At 51.7% G+C, this 18,139-nt stretch carries 10 protein-coding genes; all 10 read right to left on the minus strand.

What is annotated here, in order from left to right:
* Positions 1 to 48 precede the first annotated feature (48 nt).
* The gene (locus JT718_RS02255) at positions 49 to 1,095 is read right to left on the minus strand and encodes a glycerophosphodiester phosphodiesterase (protein WP_205500062.1); all 1,047 of its coding nucleotides are present in this window, start codon (positions 1,093 to 1,095) and stop codon (positions 49 to 51) included.
* A gap of 169 nt (positions 1,096 to 1,264) precedes the next feature.
* Positions 1,265 to 1,936 (minus strand): GDSL-type esterase/lipase family protein, encoded by a 672-nt coding sequence (locus JT718_RS02260; protein ID WP_205500063.1) that lies wholly within the window; start codon positions 1,934 to 1,936, stop codon positions 1,265 to 1,267.
* 130 nt (positions 1,937 to 2,066) lie between these two features.
* Positions 2,067 to 2,789 carry an SGNH/GDSL hydrolase family protein gene (locus JT718_RS02265; RefSeq protein WP_205500064.1) on the minus strand — a complete coding sequence of 241 codons (723 nt, stop codon included), beginning with the start codon at positions 2,787 to 2,789 and terminating at the stop codon, positions 2,067 to 2,069.
* 17 nt (positions 2,790 to 2,806) lie between these two features.
* Positions 2,807 to 5,356 (minus strand): family 20 glycosylhydrolase, encoded by a 2,550-nt coding sequence (locus tag JT718_RS02270; protein ID WP_205500065.1) that lies wholly within the window; start codon positions 5,354 to 5,356, stop codon positions 2,807 to 2,809.
* 131 nt (positions 5,357 to 5,487) lie between these two features.
* The gene (locus JT718_RS02275) at positions 5,488 to 6,507 is read right to left on the minus strand and encodes a Gfo/Idh/MocA family protein (protein ID WP_205500066.1); all 1,020 of its coding nucleotides are present in this window, start codon (positions 6,505 to 6,507) and stop codon (positions 5,488 to 5,490) included.
* 8 nt (positions 6,508 to 6,515) lie between these two features.
* The gene (locus JT718_RS02280) at positions 6,516 to 8,201 is read right to left on the minus strand and encodes a beta-N-acetylhexosaminidase (protein ID WP_205500067.1); all 1,686 of its coding nucleotides are present in this window, start codon (positions 8,199 to 8,201) and stop codon (positions 6,516 to 6,518) included.
* Positions 8,202 to 8,533: 332 nt separating this feature from the next.
* Positions 8,534 to 10,297, minus strand: coding sequence for a RagB/SusD family nutrient uptake outer membrane protein (locus tag JT718_RS02285; RefSeq protein WP_205500068.1), 1,764 nt, complete (start codon positions 10,295 to 10,297; stop codon positions 8,534 to 8,536).
* 7 nt (positions 10,298 to 10,304) lie between these two features.
* Positions 10,305 to 13,403 carry a SusC/RagA family TonB-linked outer membrane protein gene (locus JT718_RS02290; protein WP_317195463.1) on the minus strand — a complete coding sequence of 1,033 codons (3,099 nt, stop codon included), beginning with the start codon at positions 13,401 to 13,403 and terminating at the stop codon, positions 10,305 to 10,307.
* The gene (locus JT718_RS02295) at positions 13,390 to 15,084 is read right to left on the minus strand and encodes a RagB/SusD family nutrient uptake outer membrane protein (protein ID WP_205500070.1); all 1,695 of its coding nucleotides are present in this window, start codon (positions 15,082 to 15,084) and stop codon (positions 13,390 to 13,392) included. The genes JT718_RS02290 and JT718_RS02295 overlap by 14 nt, the downstream gene beginning before the upstream one ends.
* Before the next feature lie 37 nt (positions 15,085 to 15,121).
* Entirely contained in the window at positions 15,122 to 18,121 is a 3,000-nt protein-coding gene (locus JT718_RS02300; protein WP_205500071.1) for a SusC/RagA family TonB-linked outer membrane protein, read from the minus strand.
* Between the last annotated feature and the right edge of the window lie 18 nt (positions 18,122 to 18,139).

Below are 18,139 nucleotides of genomic sequence, written 5' to 3' on the forward strand. Positions count from 1 at the left end.
CCTGTTTTTCAAAAAACAGGCCGCAAACAGGCGCTCCCTTTTAATGCTTTACTGCTTCTTGGCCGCCAGTTTCTGCAATAGAAGCTCTGGTTGATTGGTGGTGATAAAGTCCACGTTACGCTCCAGTAGCCAGTCCATGTCCTCGGGTTTGTCAATGGTCCAGGTGTTTACAGTCAGGCCCAGACGGTGCGACTCTCCTATCCACTCGGGAAACTTCTTCAGGAAACTGAAATGATAGTCTGAGCCGTACAAACGGTCTTTGGCCAGCTCAGCGGGCGGTTTGTGCCCACCTAAAAAAGCCACCCGCGCGTAAGGGTCCAGTTCCAGTACTTTCTGGAGAATATCATAGTCAAAGCTGATGTAGTCTACCCAGGCCTGGGCCTTATGCTGGCGCACCAGTTCTACCACTTTCTGGGCTAGGGCCCTCCCCCGTTCTTTGCTGATCACCGAGGGCTTCATCTCCAGGATGAGCCTGGTTTTGTTTTGCCCGAGACCGGCTGCCAGATAAGTCTGCAGCGTAGGCATGGCCTCCCCGTTTTTCAAGGTAAGCTGGGCAATACTAGAGGCGGGGCTTTTCTCCAGATGGATGCCTTTAAAGGTAGGATTATGGTTCACAAACACCACCGAATCGGCGGATAGGTGCACGTCAAACTCGCTGGCGGCGCAACCCAGCCTAATGGCCTGCTGCAAGGCAGCCAGGGAATTCTCTGGGGCTTTTGTATTCTTCCAGGCCCCGCGGTGAGCAACCACAGGATTTTTCAGAAACTCGTCCCTGACAATCCGGAACGTATCACGTTGGCCTTCGCCCCACTCCAGCACCACGTCATGCCAGAAAGCATCTTTTTGGTTCGCGGCTTTCTTTTTGATGGCTAAGGAGTTGTCCTGGCCAAGGGTAAAAAGCTTCTTGCTTTCCTTAGACAACTTCACCGTCGGCGTGCTTTCTTCCTGAACTACCCGCACCACTTTGCCCACCACCAATCGCTGCGGCGTGAAAGTGAAATTGGTGAGCGTGATTCCAGACTGGGCACTGCCCGAAAGCGCCATCAAAATACTAGCACCAAAGGCTACCCAGAAAGTACGACAGGCAAGAAGCATATGATTAGATTTCAGAACTGGTAAACAAGTAGAGGAAGCCAAGCTTCTGACTTCTAGGGAAATTCCTAAAAAGAGAACCAACGCAAGGCGAATACTGGTACTTCTACGCATTTCCTGTTTCAGGCCTGTTTTTCAAAAAAGAGGCCTGAAACAGGAAGCTTTCTATTCGCTACTTTTTCAGGTGGGGTTGTATGATTTGGTCCCAGAGCGCGTAGCCGGCGGGGGTCATGTGCAGATTGTCTTTCAGGAAGAGCTCGGGCCGGGGCTTCCCATCGGGGCCCAGCATGGGGTTACTCACGTCCAAAAACTTCACGTTGCGGTGCCAGAAAGCGTAGCGTTTTATTTTTTTGTTGGCAGCTTCCATGGTGGGGTATTTGTCCCAGCGCGAGATGCTGGGCTTAATGGACAGAAACACCAATTGGGCCTGAGGCAACTGGGTCTTCATCTTCGCCGCGAAAGCCTTGAACAACTCAAACGTAGCCTCAGCAGACTGCCCGCCCGCCACGTCATTGTCGCCGGAATAGAGGAACACTTGCTTAGGCTGGTACTTGGCCACAATACGGTCAAAGTAATGGGTAGCATCTGGAATACCGGAGCCGCCAAAGCCGCGCATGATGATATTATAAGCCGGGAATGTCTTGGGCAAGGTTTTCCAGCCCACAATAGACGAGCTGCCCGTGAACACAATACCGCCGGGCGCGGGCATGTGCAGGCTATCAGTGGCCTCAAACTTCTGAATTGCTTTCTCCCAGCGCGTAGGGTTAGCCGGGCTCTGCGCCCAGGCAGGCGATGAAAACAACAGGCTAACCAGCAGAGCAACAAAGGACAGGGAATGTTTCATGGTATAATCAGTAAGCGGTAAAAAGTGATCAGATTTTAAAGAGCGGGGCCAGAGATAGAACTTTCCAACAGCGGCCATTCCAGGCCTACTTCAGGCCGGTTTTTGAAAAAAGAGGCCTGAAACAGGAACTTCAGTTTTTCTTTTGCAATAGCCTTTGCAGCACGGCGGGGTACGTATCGCCGTGGGCGGTGCCGGCGCCGTCCATGTAACTGCCATAGGTCATGCTGTCCCCGAAACAGACAATCTTTTGGTTCTTTTTCAGCAGCCGTTTCTTTTTCAGGTAGCGGTACACTTCCTGGCCAATGCGCGCGTAGCCTTCCTTGGTGGGGTGGATGCCGTCTTCCTTGCCCATATTGGCCTGGTTGATAATGAGCGAATGCGCCTCGCGGCTAGGTGAGCCCCAGGCCTTGAATCGTTCATTGAGGTCAAGGAAAGGGAGGCGGTGCTCCGCGGCCAACGCCCGCACAATGCCTCCCGCCGAGTCAAGCTTGGCATTCAGGTCCTCGGTGAACGCGCGGCGGTCATGCCGGCTGAGCACATAGCCCGTGTCTACGGGCGGCGGGGCCATCACCATTACCCGTATGTTCTGGGCCTTCAGCTGACCAAGGATTGCCTGATAGTTTTCCTGGAACTGGGCGTACGGCACCAGCTTTTGGGAGTTGAGCATGTCATTGGTGCCTACCATCAGAATCACCAGGTCTGGCTTTTCCGCCAGCACGTCTTTCTGCAGCCGCCTGAGCAAGTCATGGGTGTTGTTACCGCCTATGCCCTTGTTCAGGACCACACGCTGACCAACCGTCAGCAGGGGACAAAGCCACAGGAACCAGAAGAAAAGGGAAAGTCCACGGACCATAGCGCTGGTTTTGATTTTTATTGATGTTGGATACTGACGGTGTTCCCGCCCCTACCAGCGGCGTTGAAAACCCGAAGTTTGAGGGTTCCTTTCTCCCGGATGGGCGCGGTGTACAACTTGCTTTTCAGGGTGGGCTCGGTTCCGTTAGTGGTATAATACACTCTAAAACCGGGCAGCTGTGAGTTGACATGCACGGCCCCATCTTTCACCGTAGCGCCCGCCGCCGGAATGCGGTAATGGAAGCCCCTGGCGTAGTGATCTAACCTGGGGAGTTCCCGTTTGGCAAGCGTGTGCACAAACTGGCTCCAGGCGGTGCGGTACAGGGCGCCTGCCTGGGTACTGTCTTTTTCCATAGCCCAGGCCGGCTCCTTGGCCCAAGCCCTCTCTGCGAAGGCCAGGATTCTGGGCGCCAGCAACGATTCTAATTGCTCTTTGCTCCTAACCGTTTCTGACCAGACCAGGGCCTGCAAGCCCACAATATTGGCCTTCCCGAAATCTGTAAGCCGTTCTTTGCCCTTGAAAACCGAGGGGTTCACGGGCTTGTCATCGCTGTTGCGGGCGTTGCGGTAGTAGTCAAACGGGATGAGGTTGAAGGGGGCGTCCAGGTCGCTGATACTTGCCCAATAAGTGCCGTGCTCGTCAAAGCCTTTCTGGTAGGCCATGTCCAGGTAGAAATTGGTAGCTGGGGCTAGTATGGTCTTGTACCCCGCATTGGCCAAGCGGTACGCCAGGTCTTCGTTGCCCCAGCCCCACACGTTGTTCCAGACATAGGCATGGAAATTCTCGTTCGCGAAGGTAGGATTGGGCACGTAGCGCGTCTTGCCGTCAAGCTTGGTTTTGCGCATGGCCACTTCCTCCCACCCAGAAAGGTACAGGTTGCGCGCCTTCAGGATCTGGTTCACTTTGCCAAAGTAGTAATACCACACATCGTCCACGGACTTGATCTCGGGGTGTTTTTTCATGAGCGCGGCCACCGCCGGTGACTTTTCCCAGACCCCGGCCGGTACCTCATCACCGCCCAGATGGATGGTTTGCAGCGGTGCGCCGGCTTCTTGGTACATCTCCCTGATCTCGTCTATTACTTTTTCAATAAAGGCGTAGGTTGATGGCAGCGCCACGTTCATCACGTTATCATTCCACTTTTGCACCGAGCGGTACGCGGAGGAATCATTCAGGTCGCGGAGCAGGTACTGCTGAGCCAGGTCTTTCTGACCGGCTTTCATAAACCGCTCATAGCGCGCATCCATGGCTTTTACTGCCGCCCGCGCGTGGCCCGGCGTTTCCACCTCCGGAATAACCCGTATATGCCGGTCTTTGGCGTACTTCAACAGCTCAATAAAATCGGCCTTGGTGTAAAAACCTGTCCCCAACGGGCTGGAGGCATCTGGCCCCGACCCGTAGGAGGCAGGCAAAAACGTTTTGCTGTCCAGAGAGTGGGCTCTTTGGGCCCCTACCTGGGTGAGTTCAGGCAAAGACGGAATCTCCAGCCGCCAGCCTTCATCGTCGTTCAGGTGGAAGTGTAGCACGTTCAGTTTGTAGAGCGCCATCAGGTCCAGCACCTTTTTCACCTGGTCTTTGGGTTGGAAATTGCGGGCCACGTCTAGCATAAAGGCCCGGTAACTGAACCTTGGCGTATCTGACACCTCTACCGCAGCTATGGAAATTGACTTCTGCTTTTTAGCCCAGGCCTGGGGCGGCCACATGGTTTTCAGGGACTGGATGCCATAGAAAATACCGGCCGGCTCTGTGGCACTGATAGTAACGGCAGCGGGTGTTACCTGCAGCAGATACCCTCCCTGGCCCAGGCCTTCGGCTTTTTTCAGGATGATCCCCTTAGAGCCCGTTCCGGTTTTCAGGCTTGGTTTTTTCCCTAAGACCGTGCTTATCTCCTGAGCGAGGTGTTGGGCTTCCTGGGTAAAATCCTGCGCAGCATAAATAGTTACGTTGCCGGTAAGCAGAAATTTACCGGAGCTTTTCTGGTAGCTGACCGGGCTGGGGAAAACCGGTGCCAGGTCCTGTTCCTGTACCGGTTGAATCAATGCGTTTTTGGCGAAGATGTCCTGGGGCGTGATGTGGCCGTCAAGGTTCTCAGGGCTCAAAGGGTTGACGGTTACCAGCGGCAGCGCCACCCCTTGGTTGGGAGCGTGGTCCCAAACCAAATAGAAACCCGACGGCACATCTGAGCGCATCAGGGCCTTTCCGTTGGCCACGTATTCTATTTTAAGAGCAGCGCCCGGCGCTAAGGCGGTAAACCCAGTGGCTGGTGCCAACACGTTTAAATCGCCGTTCAGGAAGTTGATGGTCACGTTGCCTTTCACCTCAGAGGCCTGCCTCCCGGAGTTGAAGTAGATTTTCCAGCCGGTGGTGGGCAAGGGTTGCGCGGCCTGGTTGGTGATAGTAAGGGCAGCCAGAATCTGGTTTTTGCCTTGGTAATTGGTTTGCAGCACTTCCCAGGAAAGCGCCAGTTTACGCGCATCAAGTTGCTGAGCCCAGGTAGTGGTGGTAAAGAAGAAAACCAGCAGGAACACGCTGGCAATTCTGGTGACAAGGGGATGGGGAATTCTCATGAAAGCGGTCTTCAAAAGCAGCGGGCTGCTTTTCTTACTATTTACTTTTTCTCTGGTGAACCACCGGCTATTACAGGCCAGTTTTTGAAAAAACAGGCTGGAAACAGTCAATGCGGCTGTGTGGGCAATCTTTAGCTTCGGGCTCTTTCAAACATCTCGGCCAACGTGACCGGGCTACCGTTTTGTTTTTTACTTTCATCGGCGGCATCCATAAACGCGAGAATCTCCAGCGTCTCTTTTGGGGCTACAGGTGCCTTGCCGGTCTGGAAGAAGGTGACAATTTCCTTCAGCAGCGGGTTGTAGCCGGTGTATGGCCCCAACTGAATGATTCCTTTCTGGGTAAAACATGTGCCGCCGAAGTCCTGCTTGCCAGTTCTCAGGCCCCTGAAGGTGCCAATGCGGCCGTCTTTCCAGGTGCCTATGACCACATCGGTCTCGGGGGTGTAATGGCGCACTACGCGCTCGCAGCCCGGCCCCATGACCGCAAAGAGGGTCTCTACCCCATGGATGCCGTACCAGTACAGATCTGGGTGTGTTTTCTCCAGGGTGGCCGGGCTGTAGGTCTCGGCGCCCGTCACCGCACCATGTTTGCCGCTCGCTACTTCCTGCACGTTGGCCATGAAGCGCAGCGATGAGGAGGAGAAAACGGGCGTACCATACTGCTCGGCGGCTTTATAGATTTCCTGGGCATCTGCCAGGGAAGCGGCAATGGGCTTGTCAATGAACAGCATTTTGCGGGCTTTGAGCACCGGCAGGGCCTGCTCCAGGTGCAGGCGGCCATCATTGGTTTCTAGGAGCACCACGTCTACCTGCTTCAGCAGCTTCTGGATAGAATCTACCACCGCCACCTCATATTTCTTTATTTCCTCTATGTACTGCGGAATGCGCTTGATACTCAGTTCCAATTCCTTGCTGCCGTACGGGTAGGCGGCCACCACGCGGTAACCACCAAATTCTGGCCCGGCGTTGGGGGCATTGAGGACCTTGGTAAATGCCAGGCTGTGTGAGGAATCCAACCCGATGATGCCTACCCGTTTGCCTTTCTCCGGTTTGCCTACCTGGGCCCAAGTAGGTAACGCCGAAAGGCCCAACCCTAGCCCTAACCCGGCCAAGGTGATCGATTTCACGAAATCCCGACGGTTCGCCTGCATAGTTAAAATCAGTTAGGTTGTTTGGTTTCCGGGGCCGTGGGCAATTGCTCCAGATAATATTTAGCGTAGTTCACCTTCAGCTTGTCCAGGTGTTTCAGGTTCTGGCCCAGCCGCTGGATGAAATCTGCGTAGTTTTTCCGCTCCGGCGCGGCCCAGGCAATCTCCGCAAGGGCGCACAGGCGCGGGAAGGTCATTTGTTCAGCGTGGGCGGCGGTGGGCACGTACTCAGTCCAGAGGTTGGCTTGCACACCCAGCACGCGTTTGGCAGCAGCGGCATCCAGGTCCTGGGGAATGGGGTTGAAGGCGTATACTTTTTCCAGCGGCAGGAAATTCCCTATGGCCACGGGCTCCCGCTTGCGGCCTTCTTTGGTTTGGTAGTAATCAAAGTACAGATGCGCGTTGGCCACCATGATCTCATCATTGCCGCCCCGCGCCGCCGCGCCCACTTGCCCCATGTGCCAGGACATGACCGTGGCGGTTTTGGAGACGCCGCCTTCCATGATCTCGTCCCAGCCAATAATAGAACGGCCTTTGGAAATCATAAAATCCTCCATCCGGCGCATGAAGTAGCTTTGCAGGCCGTTCTCGTCTTTGAGGTTATGTTCTTTGATGAGCGACTGCGCGTAGGCAGATTCCTTCCACCGGTCTTTGGGCACCTCGTCTCCGCCGATGTGGATGTACTTGCTCGGGAAAATAGCGATGACCTCGGTGAGCACGTCTTCCAGAAATTGAAACGTGGCCGGGTTGGGGCAATAGACGTCTTTGTGTACGCCCCAGCTGGTAGACACCTGGTAGGTGGTGTCTTTGCAGCCCAGTTCTGGGTAAGCGGCCAGCACCGCCTGCGAATGGCCGGGCATGTCAATCTCGGGGATAATGGTGATGAACCGCTCCTGGGCGTAAGCCACCAGTTCCTTCAGTTGCTCCTGGGTATAGTAACCGCCGTGGGGTTTGCCGTCAAACAGAACCTGCTCGTCGCGGCGGTGGCCCACACGGGTCTCTTTGCGCCAGGCCGAAATCTCCTGCAGCTTGGGGTACTTTTTGATCTCCATGCGCCAGCCCTGGTCATCAGTTAAGTGCAGGTGGAACGTGTTGACTTTGTAGAAAGCCAGCAGATCTACATAGCGCTTAAGAAAATCAAGGGGCTGGAAATGGCGGGCTACATCCAGCATGAATCCCCGGTACCCAAACTGCGGCGCATCTTCTATCTCTACGGCCGGCAAGGGTACTTTTTTACCGGTAGGGCTGGCCGGCAGCAGTTGCCGAATGGTCTGTACTCCCAAAAAAGCGCCGGGAGCGGTTTTAAACGCTAGGGTGATATTCTTATTGGTGATAGAAAGACGATACCCTTCCCGCTCTTGGATAGAAGCATCTACTATAAAAGCAATAGCATTCTTGCCCGGTGCAGAAGTCGCTTGCAAACTAAAGCCGGTGGTTTCCCTGAGTTGGGTTTTAAAGTTATCGGCTACTTTTTCTATCTCCGGCCCACCGCCTTTCACATACACCTTGGTATTGGGCGTAATGAAAAACGTACCGGGTTTCTCTGTCAGTTTAGCGGGCCGGGGAATGATGGGGTAGCGATGGGGCTGCTGGGCCTTCCCAGAAGAGGCGAAAAGCAGCAACCCAACCACCAGCAAAACAGAGATCCTTATAGATGGCGTGCGGGAAAAGAAACGAAAAGGGATTCTGTTTTGCATATCATCAAAAAAATGGGAACCCAGAACGATAGGGCAACCTGTGTTACTACTTCTTAGTTGGAGCCTGTTTTCTAGAAAAGGGGCCGGAAACACCTAAGCTGGCAACATGCGTTGGATAGTTACAAAACCCCTAAAAGCAGACCAACTATGAAAAAGCAGTACAACAGAGAGGTGTTTTTCTGTTGTACTGCTAAGATTGATTGCTTTTACCTGAGGAACCCGGCCTGTCCTCACTCAAGGGAAGCCTTTCCTGTTTCAAGGCTGTTTTTTAAAAAAACAGCCTTGAACTAGAGCATCGCCCAGAATATTGTGTTACCGGCACGAGGCACTTTCTAGTAACCAGGGTTCTGCACCAGGTTAGGGTTCTTGTCTCTCTCTAACTGGCTTATAGGGAACAGGTAGTTGGGTTTCAGGAACACTAGTTTGCTATTGGCATGGTTGATTGGAAGTACCTCGTAGGTGTATTGGTTAGGTGCCAGACGCGTGACCTTCATCGCCTCCAGTTGCAACCCGTTGAGCTGGCTTTCCGCCACTTTCCAACGGCGCAAGTCCCAGAACCTATGCTCCTCAAAGGCCAACTCTACTCTCCTTTCATGCTGAATAGCAGCTCGCATTTCCTCTTTCGTCATTCCGGCTTTCAATCCATACAGACCATCATCTCCTGGAAGGATGCCGGCCCGCTTGCGGATCAGTTTGAGCTGATCATATGCCTTATCTCTCTCGTCCACCTCATTGCTCGCCTCGGCATAAGCCAGCAGAATCTCGGCGTACCTTATGATAGGCAGGCACCTTTCGGTGTGGCTTCCCCCATTCCAGGCCGTGTTCTCATCTTGCATCTTGCGCCAATAGTAGCCCGTATGGAAGGGTTTGGTGTGAAAACCATCTACAGGGGCGCCAAAATAGGTGTATACCGGCGTCTTGGTATTGGTATTGCCATTGTGCCATATGGTTCCATTGAAGGCGATGGTATAATTGAAGCGCGGATCACGGTTGGCGAATGGATTGGCCGGGTCATACCCTGAGCCTGGCTCGCTGGTTCTTTTCCCGTTGATCATCCCAAATTCCTTTGCCAGGTTGTGGGTAGGCAGGGAACGGGTGGCGGAATTCCGGCTCGGTGCAAAAAAATCAGCCTCCAAATCCCTGTTCAATGGTAAGTTGTACTGGAAGATATATTCACTGTTAACCCGTTTCAGGAATACCCTGCTGAAGCTGTACCCCGGCGGGTTTGAGTCGGCGGCTGGGTCTTCGTACAAGGCGTACCGGTTCATGTTCATTATTTCCAGCGCGGCACTCTGGGCCAATCGCCAACGGTTAACGTCATAGTTCAGGTAACCGGCCACTGCAGTTCTTTCAGGGCTAGCGCTTAGTTCCAGTCCAATATTCCCCCCATTGAACAGCGGACTTGCGGCATAGAGCAATACCCGGGCCTTCAAAGCCAAAGCGGCTCCTTGGGTAGCACGACCAAAGTCATTGCCGGTATAGGAAGCGGGAAGAGCAGCGGCGGCGGCATTCAGCTCCTGAACGATGTAATCAACTGTTTCGGCGTAGGTGTTTCTTTTTTCCTCAAACATGTGTTCGGCGTCAATGATGATATCGCCCATGATTTGCACCCCTCCAAAATATTTAATCAGAATAGAGTAATACCATGCTCTAAGGAACCTAGCTTCCGCTTTGAGTCTTTCCTTTTTTGCCACGGAGAGTGGAGCTCTATCAACATTGGCCAGAAAAACATTCAAATGCCTAATGTTCTTATAACTGGTCTCCCATTCAAATTTATAGGGGCTGTTGCTCATTGCCGACAAGGTGCCGTCTACCATAGGATGGATGGCACCGTTGTTGGAGACTGCGCTGATCGCATCATCTGTCGCATCAGTAGTTCCGTTCCGGGTGCTGGAGTACTTTCGGTATTCCCAGTTGAAAGCCACATCCCCGTATGCACTACTAAGAAAAGCAAATGTAAGCGTGCTGTCACTGAAGGTTCTTTCCCGGTTCAGGTCAGTGATTTCGGTCTTATCCAGCAGATCTTTGCCTACCTCACAGCTGACACCACCTGTCAGCAGAACCGCCATTGAAAAAAGTATTGTAATTTTTCTCATCTCTATATCAAAAAGTAAGGTGGAGGCCGAAGTTCCAGATTTTCTGCTGCGGGTACGTAGCAATCCCGGATCCGGAGGCGCTTTCGGGGTCCAGGTTGTAGATGTTCTTGTCAACCAGCATCCAGGTAAACAGGTTAGAGCCGTTGGCATATACCCTGATTCCCTGCAAGTGCAACCTCGTCACAATATGGGAAGGCAAGGCATAGGCGAACTCCGCGGTTCTTAACCGCAGATAGTCTCCGCGCCTGTTCCAGAAATCAGACACATAGGTATTGGGGTCATTCACGGTACCTATCCAGTTGGGGAGGATGCGCGGCAGGGAGGCATTGGGGTTCTCCGGGGTCCAGGTATCCAGGTGAATCTGCCGCAAATTGCTGACAAAAGGCACGATCTGGGTAGAGATGGCCCGAAGGGTGAAATTGGTGGCCGCCTGGAAATTAGCCGACATGCTAAAGCCTTTGTACGCCACGCCAAGATTCAAACCATAGATTGTGTTGGGCAGGTTAGGGTAGTCTAGACGGGTCCTGTCCTTGGGGGTAATTACCCCGTCGCCGTCTAAATCCTTATACCTCAAATCCCCTGGTCCTACCGCTTTGCCGCTTGGCTTTGGACTGGAATCTATATTTTCTGCGGTATAGAACCCATCAGACACATACCCGAGCACTCTTCCTAAGTAACCTCCCGTCTGTGCTTGATACGCCATCTCTGGAACAGCCTCATCAGCTTCCACAATAATGCTGCGGGCTACGGAAACGTTCGCATTCACAGAATAGCTGAACTCCCCAATATTATGCCGGTGGGTGACATCCACCTCAAAGCCTCTGGTTTTGATACTGGCGTAATTGGCAATTGGAAAGGCCACCCCGGCATAGGCAGGAATGCTTTGCCTAACCCTAAGGATATCATATCTATACCGCCGGAAGAAATCTGCCGAAGCCTTTAGTTTTCCGTTGAAGGCATCAATATCCAAACCTATGTTGCTTGACTGCTCCAATTCCCACCGCACGTTCAGGTTCTCCAGCTCTCCCTCCCTGACTCCTGAGGCATTGTTACCTGTACTACTGGCCACTTCCCCGAAGGAATAAACCCCGGCTACTTCATTGTACACTTGTTCAAAAATATACTTGTCGGTTTGAGGGTCTTTCCCCACCAACCCATGGGAAGCCCTGATCTTAAGCAGGCTGATGCCCCCAATTTTATCCTTGAAAAATGGCTCTTCGGCAATATTCCACCCAATGGAGGCTGCGGGGAACAAGGTGTACCGCTCCTGAGTCACAAATTTATCAGAGCCGTTGTAACCCGCATTAACCTCTGCCAGGTACCTTCCTTTATAATCGTATCCTACACGGAAAGTATACCCCCTGAAGTTCTCCGGGAGTCCTGCCCCAGGAGTTCTGGTGTACATGTTTGAAAGAGCCAATGCATAAACATGGTGCGTTTGGTTGAAAGTCCGATCATAGCTAAGGTTGGCCTGAAAAGTAATTCTTCTGTTCATGGGACCTGTGCTATAGGCAAGCTTCATGATAGGCAATCTTTCGGTAGCAGGGTCAAACAAGGAATAACTTCCATCAGAGGAATTATAGACGAAAGAAGGAAAGGCGTCCCGCTCCATGTTCCTGGTAAAATTATTGGCCACGTTATACCCGAATACCGCCCGAGCGGAAAGCCCCTTGGTGATGGAAGCCAGGTCTTGCTTCACGGTTACGTTGGTCCAGATGCCAGTTTCATAATTGCGGCGATAGCCCAAGTGGGTCATGCGACCTACCATGTTATAGGCCAAACGGGCCAACTCCCCGCTGTTATTCCCTCCAAAGGATCCATCAGGGTTATAGACCGGGTATCCCATAGGCGGGAGCCGCATATAGTCATACAGTTCATAAAACGGGTTGTTAGCGGTTCCCCTCAACCACGGGTTGTTCTGCTCGCCGAAATAACCAGAAAGGTCCAACCCCAGTGACAGGTTCTTTGTGGCCTTTATATCAATGTTCGACCTGAAGTTGTACCGCTGGTAATAATAATTTGAGTTGAAGTCAGACGCTTTGGTGCTGAAGTCCTTCATAATGCCATTCTGAAATAAATGACCTACTGAAACGAAGTACTTTGCTTTCTCAGTACCGCCTGAAATGTTGAGGTTGTTCCGTGTCTGGATGGAATAATCCCGTAGAATCGTCTCTGCCCAATTGACATCCGGATGGCCATAAGGGTCAGTACCGTTCTTGAAATGATCCAGGTCCTCCTGCGAATAACGAGCCGGTTTCCCGTCGTTCGCCAAGGCTTGGTTCCGGAGGGTGGCCACCTGGTAGGAATTCAGGAAATCAAAGGGAACAGTCGGGGACTGGAAGCCCGTCTCCGTACGGAAGCTTATCTGGGGCTTCCCTGCCTTGCCTCTTCTAGTGGTAATCAGCACTACCCCATCAGCCCCCTTTAGTCCATAGATAGCGGTCGTGGCGGCATCCTTCAAGATAGTGATGCTTTCAATCTGGTCGGCGTCCAATTCACTTAAGGCAAAGGGATACTCCATGTCATCCACAATCACCAAGGGATTCACGGTGCCGGTGTAGCTGTTGGCCCCGCGGATATTAAAGGTAGCGGCGTCACTGCCGGGCTGGCCTGAACGCTGCTGACTAGTAAAGCCTGGCAAACGGCCCATTAGAGTATTCTGCACACTGGCGGAAGGGTTCTGTCTGATTTCAGCACCGGAGATTTGGGCCACGGCCCCCGTCACATTAGCCCTTTTCTGGGTTCCATACCCTACTACTACCACTTCCTCGAGGGCAGCGGCATCTTCCTTCAGTTCAATAGCAACGGAAGCCTTGGAGGCAAAACTCACTTCCTTGGTCAGGTACCCAATCATGCTCACCACTACTGTCTGGCTGTTTCCCTTCAACACAAGCTTAAACCTGCCCTCTATATCTGTCATCGCCCCATTGGTGGGCTGGCCCTTTTCTACGATAGATGCTCCCGGCAAAGGCCCTGTTTTATCTGATACAGTTCCGCTGATGGTTTTCCCTTGGCCCATTGCCAAAACCACGGCCAAGGCATAAAGCGTTAGTGAGAGTAAATACTTTTTCATGTTTGCGCTTTTCATTTTTTTACCAGCCAGCATTCTGAACCAGATTTCGGTTTCTAAGGATCTCCGTGTTGGGTATTGGGTACATGTACATGCGTGGGTTATCAAACTTGATACTTCCAGCCGTAAATCTTTCGTAGGTGAAGCCCGCCCCATCTTGGGTTATTCGCATCCCGGAGAGATCTCTGTTGAACACCTCCTCCGCTATTTTCCACCTTCGGGCATCCCAGTAGCGTTGCTCCTCCAGGAAAAACTCCAGCCGCCGCTCCTGCCTGATGAACTCCCTGGCCTCCGCCTGAGACATAGAGGTGGGTATTCCATAATTATGGGGGTTCTGCTGGATGCCCGCCCGCTTTCTAATATCCTGGAGGACAGTGTACACTTCTGGCGTAGGACCGGAGTTTGCCTCATTGAGCGCTTCCGCATACATCAATAACACATCGGCGTACCTGAAAATATTGAAATTGAGATGCTGCAGGCTATACTCTGAGGAGTTGTTGAAGTTAGCCATGAACTTCCGCGTATAATAGCCCGTCTTCGTCTGCACAATTCCTATGCGGTTGGGCTTATCCAACCCACCTTCAAAGGTCTGCACTGGCCGCCCTAACCAATTAAGGCCATTGTACAAAACAGCACGCTGTAAACGCGGATCACGGTTTGCGTAAGGGTTTCCGGGATCATAACTCGGGTCAGAAATAGGTTTTCCATTTAACAAGGGAAATGCATCTACCAATTCTTGGGTGGGGCTTGTAAGGCCTTGGCCCTTAGTAGTGGAGGAGTTAAAGCCGATAGGCCCATTTTGCAAGGGAACATCCCTAGTTACGGGCCTTAAATAAGAAAAAATCACTTCCTTGTTTCGTCTCTGGATAAAGAGGTTATTGTTGCTCTCAAGAGCATAAACTCCAAGGTCAATCACGTCCTTGGCCGCCTGAGCAGCCTTCACCCATCGGGAAGCGTCATACTCCAAATACCCCTGCAAGGCCGCTACTTCTTTGCTCGCACTGTTTAAGGCAATGTTCCCCCCGTTGTACAAGGGGCTTGCCGCATAGTTTAGCACTTTTGCTTTCAAGGTGAGCACAATCCCTTTGGAGATACGCCCGTATTCCGTTGCGGGAACAGGGTCGGGGCGGGCCATGTCCTTGATGGCATCACACTCGCTCACAATGTAGTTGACACACTCTTCGAAGGTATTCCTTTTCAGGTCTATTTTATCAGAAACGTTGAATACCGTATCCCCAACTAAGGGAATGCCCCCATACCTTTTGAGCAATTCAAAATAGAACATGGCTCTCAAAAACCGGGCATCAGCTTTCCAGTTTCTGCTCATTCCTTCCGGGACTGGCACAACATCAATTTTGGACAAGAAGATGTTGGCTTTTCGGATACCCAGGTAGTTATCATTCCAAGCTCCGTCCGGATTGGATACAATACTATTCAACCTGCCTGTCCTCAGTATATCAATGGTGGGGTTCTCCCTAGAAGGAAGAGCATCATCCGTCGCGGCATCCAGCATATCTCCCCCTATCCGGTTAAATCCGTTTGGAAGATGGGTATAAATATTATTTAGGAACTGGGAGGCCAATGTACCTTTAGGATCATTCGGATCGAAAATATAGTCTTCGGTATACTCCTCTAAAGGCTCAATTTCAGGGTCCTCAATACAACTGAAGGCAAATAATAAACCGAGCAAGAGCGCTATATGCAGAATCTTCTTCATGTGCGTAAGAGATAAGGGAGGCTTTTTACCTTATTATTTAAAATTTCACGTTTAAACCACCGGAAACAGTCCGGACCAGTGGATACCCCCCAGCTGATACTTCTGGATCCACCTCATCAAATTCAGCCTTTGTCAACAGGTTGGTTCCATTGAAGAAAACTCGCACCGTGGCCAGTTTCACCTTTTGGGTCAATCCCGCGGGTAGGGTGTAACCAATCTCAAGGTTCTTGAGCCTCCAATAGTCGCCGGACCTAAGCCAGTAAGAGGAACTTACATGATTGTTTATATTGGTACCAATTGAAAGCCGTGGATAGGTGGCATTGGCTGCATTCTCCGGGGTCCATCTATCCAAGTGATGCGCGAAGGATTGGGCTCTCCCGTTGTTCTGAAATTCCCAAACAGCTGAACCAGTGTATAAGACTTGACGGTTCTCCACCCCTTGGAGCAAGGCATTTACATCAAAGCCTGCAAAACTCGCTCCCAAGGCTACTCCGTAATAGGCCAATGGCTTTTGGTGCCCTATCGCAGTTCTATCATAGCCATTGATGACCCCGTCCTGGTTCAAGTCTCTGTACTTGATATCCCCGGCCTGGGCTCGGGTATATCCCTCCACCACAGGGCTGGTCCTTGCCTCCTCATCCGTCTGGAACAATCCTTCGGCCACATACCCGAAAGGCTGCCCGCCCGGCAGTCCGGTTTGCCGCAACCAAGGATACTCTGGCTCCAGTTCATCAATGAAAACATTCACAGATTGCACGAAACTCACGTTAGGCTGTAAGAAGAAGTTTAGCCCTCCGATATTATCCTGATAAGTGACTTGGAACTCTGTCCCAGTCCTGTCCAGTTTACCTAAATTGAGGCTTGGGTAAGTCCCGCCAAAAATGCCGGAGGCACTTCCGGAAGGAGTTCTTACCAGATCAAAAAAGTTATGCTTGAAATACTCCGCTGTCAAGGCTACCCTCCCCCCAAACAGGGAGGCATCAACCCCTAAATTCAGCTTTCTTGCCTTTTCCCAGGTGATAAATGGATTGGCAGGTGTATTGTTTGCCCCTTGAGCAATGCCGTTCGCCCCGGTGGGCGTCTCTCCAATGTTGTATCCTGTTCCGGAAACATAATACTGGTTATAAGCAAAGTACCCAGCATTCACATTGCCGGTCATGCCATAGGAGCCACGCAGTTTAAGCTGATCTAACCAAGCGATGGGTTGCAGGAAATCCTCTTCTCCAATATTCCATCCTAAACCAAACGCAGGGAAAAAGCCGTATCGCCTACCTTTGGCAAAGCGCTCTACTCCATTGTACCCAAAGGCGAACTCAGCCAGATACCTTTCATTGAAATGATAGGAGGCTCTTCCCGCTAGCCCTCTGAAGTTCTCATCCAAGTTGTCCCCATTCTGGATGTTGTCATTGCTAGCATTCAACAAAACACTGAGCCCATGGGCGCCAAATTTTCTATCCAGGCCAATCGCTAGCTCAGTATAAAGCATTTGGTAGCGGGAATTTACGGAACCCGCATTCTCCATGACGGAGGCAACTGGTCCACGGCGGGTATAGGATGTGTCACCGGCGGCATTCACAGCCATTTCAAACACTTCTGTTCTCTTTGACCGATTGATGTTTTCTAAGAGATAATTTTTATATGCGCCTGTTCCCCGAGCCCAAAGGCCTGGGATAATAAACCCTAAATCTGCTTTTAAAGCCAGGTCTGTCTTAAATTCCGTTTGATTATAGAGCCGGTACCCAGAATAAAGGGTTTGCCCCCAAGGGTTGTTGGTGTAGTTGTCCGTACCCGCCAAAGACCCATTCGGATTCAGCACTGGATGGGCATTGTTTGGCGTAGACAGCATGGTGGAGAAAATGGACGGCACTGTGGCCCCGGGCTCATTCCCATTCTGTATTTGTGCTGCAAGGTTAAGGTTAGCCGTCAAAGCCTTGCTTAGGTCAACCCCTAAATTAGATCGGAAGCCATACCGCTTAAAGTCCGCATTGGTATTATACGTATTCAGGTCTGAGGTCTTAAACAGACCACCTTGATTCAGGTAATCCAGATTAACAAAGTACCTCGTGCGCTCGCCACCACCAGAAACTGCCACATCATACCTGCTAAAGGAAGATCGTTTTTTTAGTACGGCATCATACCAGTTCACATCAGGAAAAGAATAGGGATCTGATCGGTCTTGGTAAGAAGCTAACGCTTCCTGAGAGTAAGGGAGCGGCCCCGTGTTTCCATCGTTGCTAAAAGCTTCGTTATACAGGGTAGCATATGAATAGGCGTCTAGAGGCTTGGGTAGCCTAATGGGCTCCTGAACACCTACCAAAGTCCTAAAAGAGATACTCTGGCCCTTTCCTCCACCCTTTTTAGTGGTAATGTACATAACACCATTAGAGGACCTGTTTCCCAACATCACGGTTGAAAGGGCATCTTTCAGAAAAGTAATTGACTCTATTTGCTCTGGGTTGATAGCACCAAAGCTTTGCGGCGTTCCATCTACCATGACAAAGGGCGCTCCTCCTCGTAAGCTCAAGGACACATTGTCCCCTCCTGGCTCTCCCGAGGATTGGCTGCCGTACAAACCGGGAACCCTTCCCACCACTAATCCTGCTGTAGTTCTGGAAGCAGTCTTCTCTAGTTCTTCTCCGTAAATCTCACTTACGGCGGCGGTAGATAAGTGCCTTTTCTGAGGCGCTCCAAACAACGTCTGGTACGTGGTATCTGCTCCTAAAGGATTGTCAAGCAAAAAAACCTCCACTTCCTCTCCAGGTTTTGCCGATACCACCGCGGGCCCATATCCGGGAAGCGCAACACGCAACTTATCCCCCTCCTCTACCCTAAGGGCAAATCTGCCTTGTGCATCCGTTAAGACTACCACTTTCCCTTTCTGCGACATGACTTGGGCATTCTTCAGGGGGAGATGGTACGCGGCGGATCTCACCTGACCAGATATGGCTTTGTCCTGCCCCCGCACCAATTCCGGGAAGATGGAAGACGCAACAAGGGCGGCAAGAACAACAGTACCCCGAAAGTAGATTTTTTTCATATAAACAGGTAGTGTAGA

The sequence above is a fragment of the Rufibacter psychrotolerans genome (assembly GCF_016924645.1).
Classification (GTDB): Bacteria; Bacteroidota; Bacteroidia; order Cytophagales; family Hymenobacteraceae; genus Nibribacter; species Nibribacter psychrotolerans.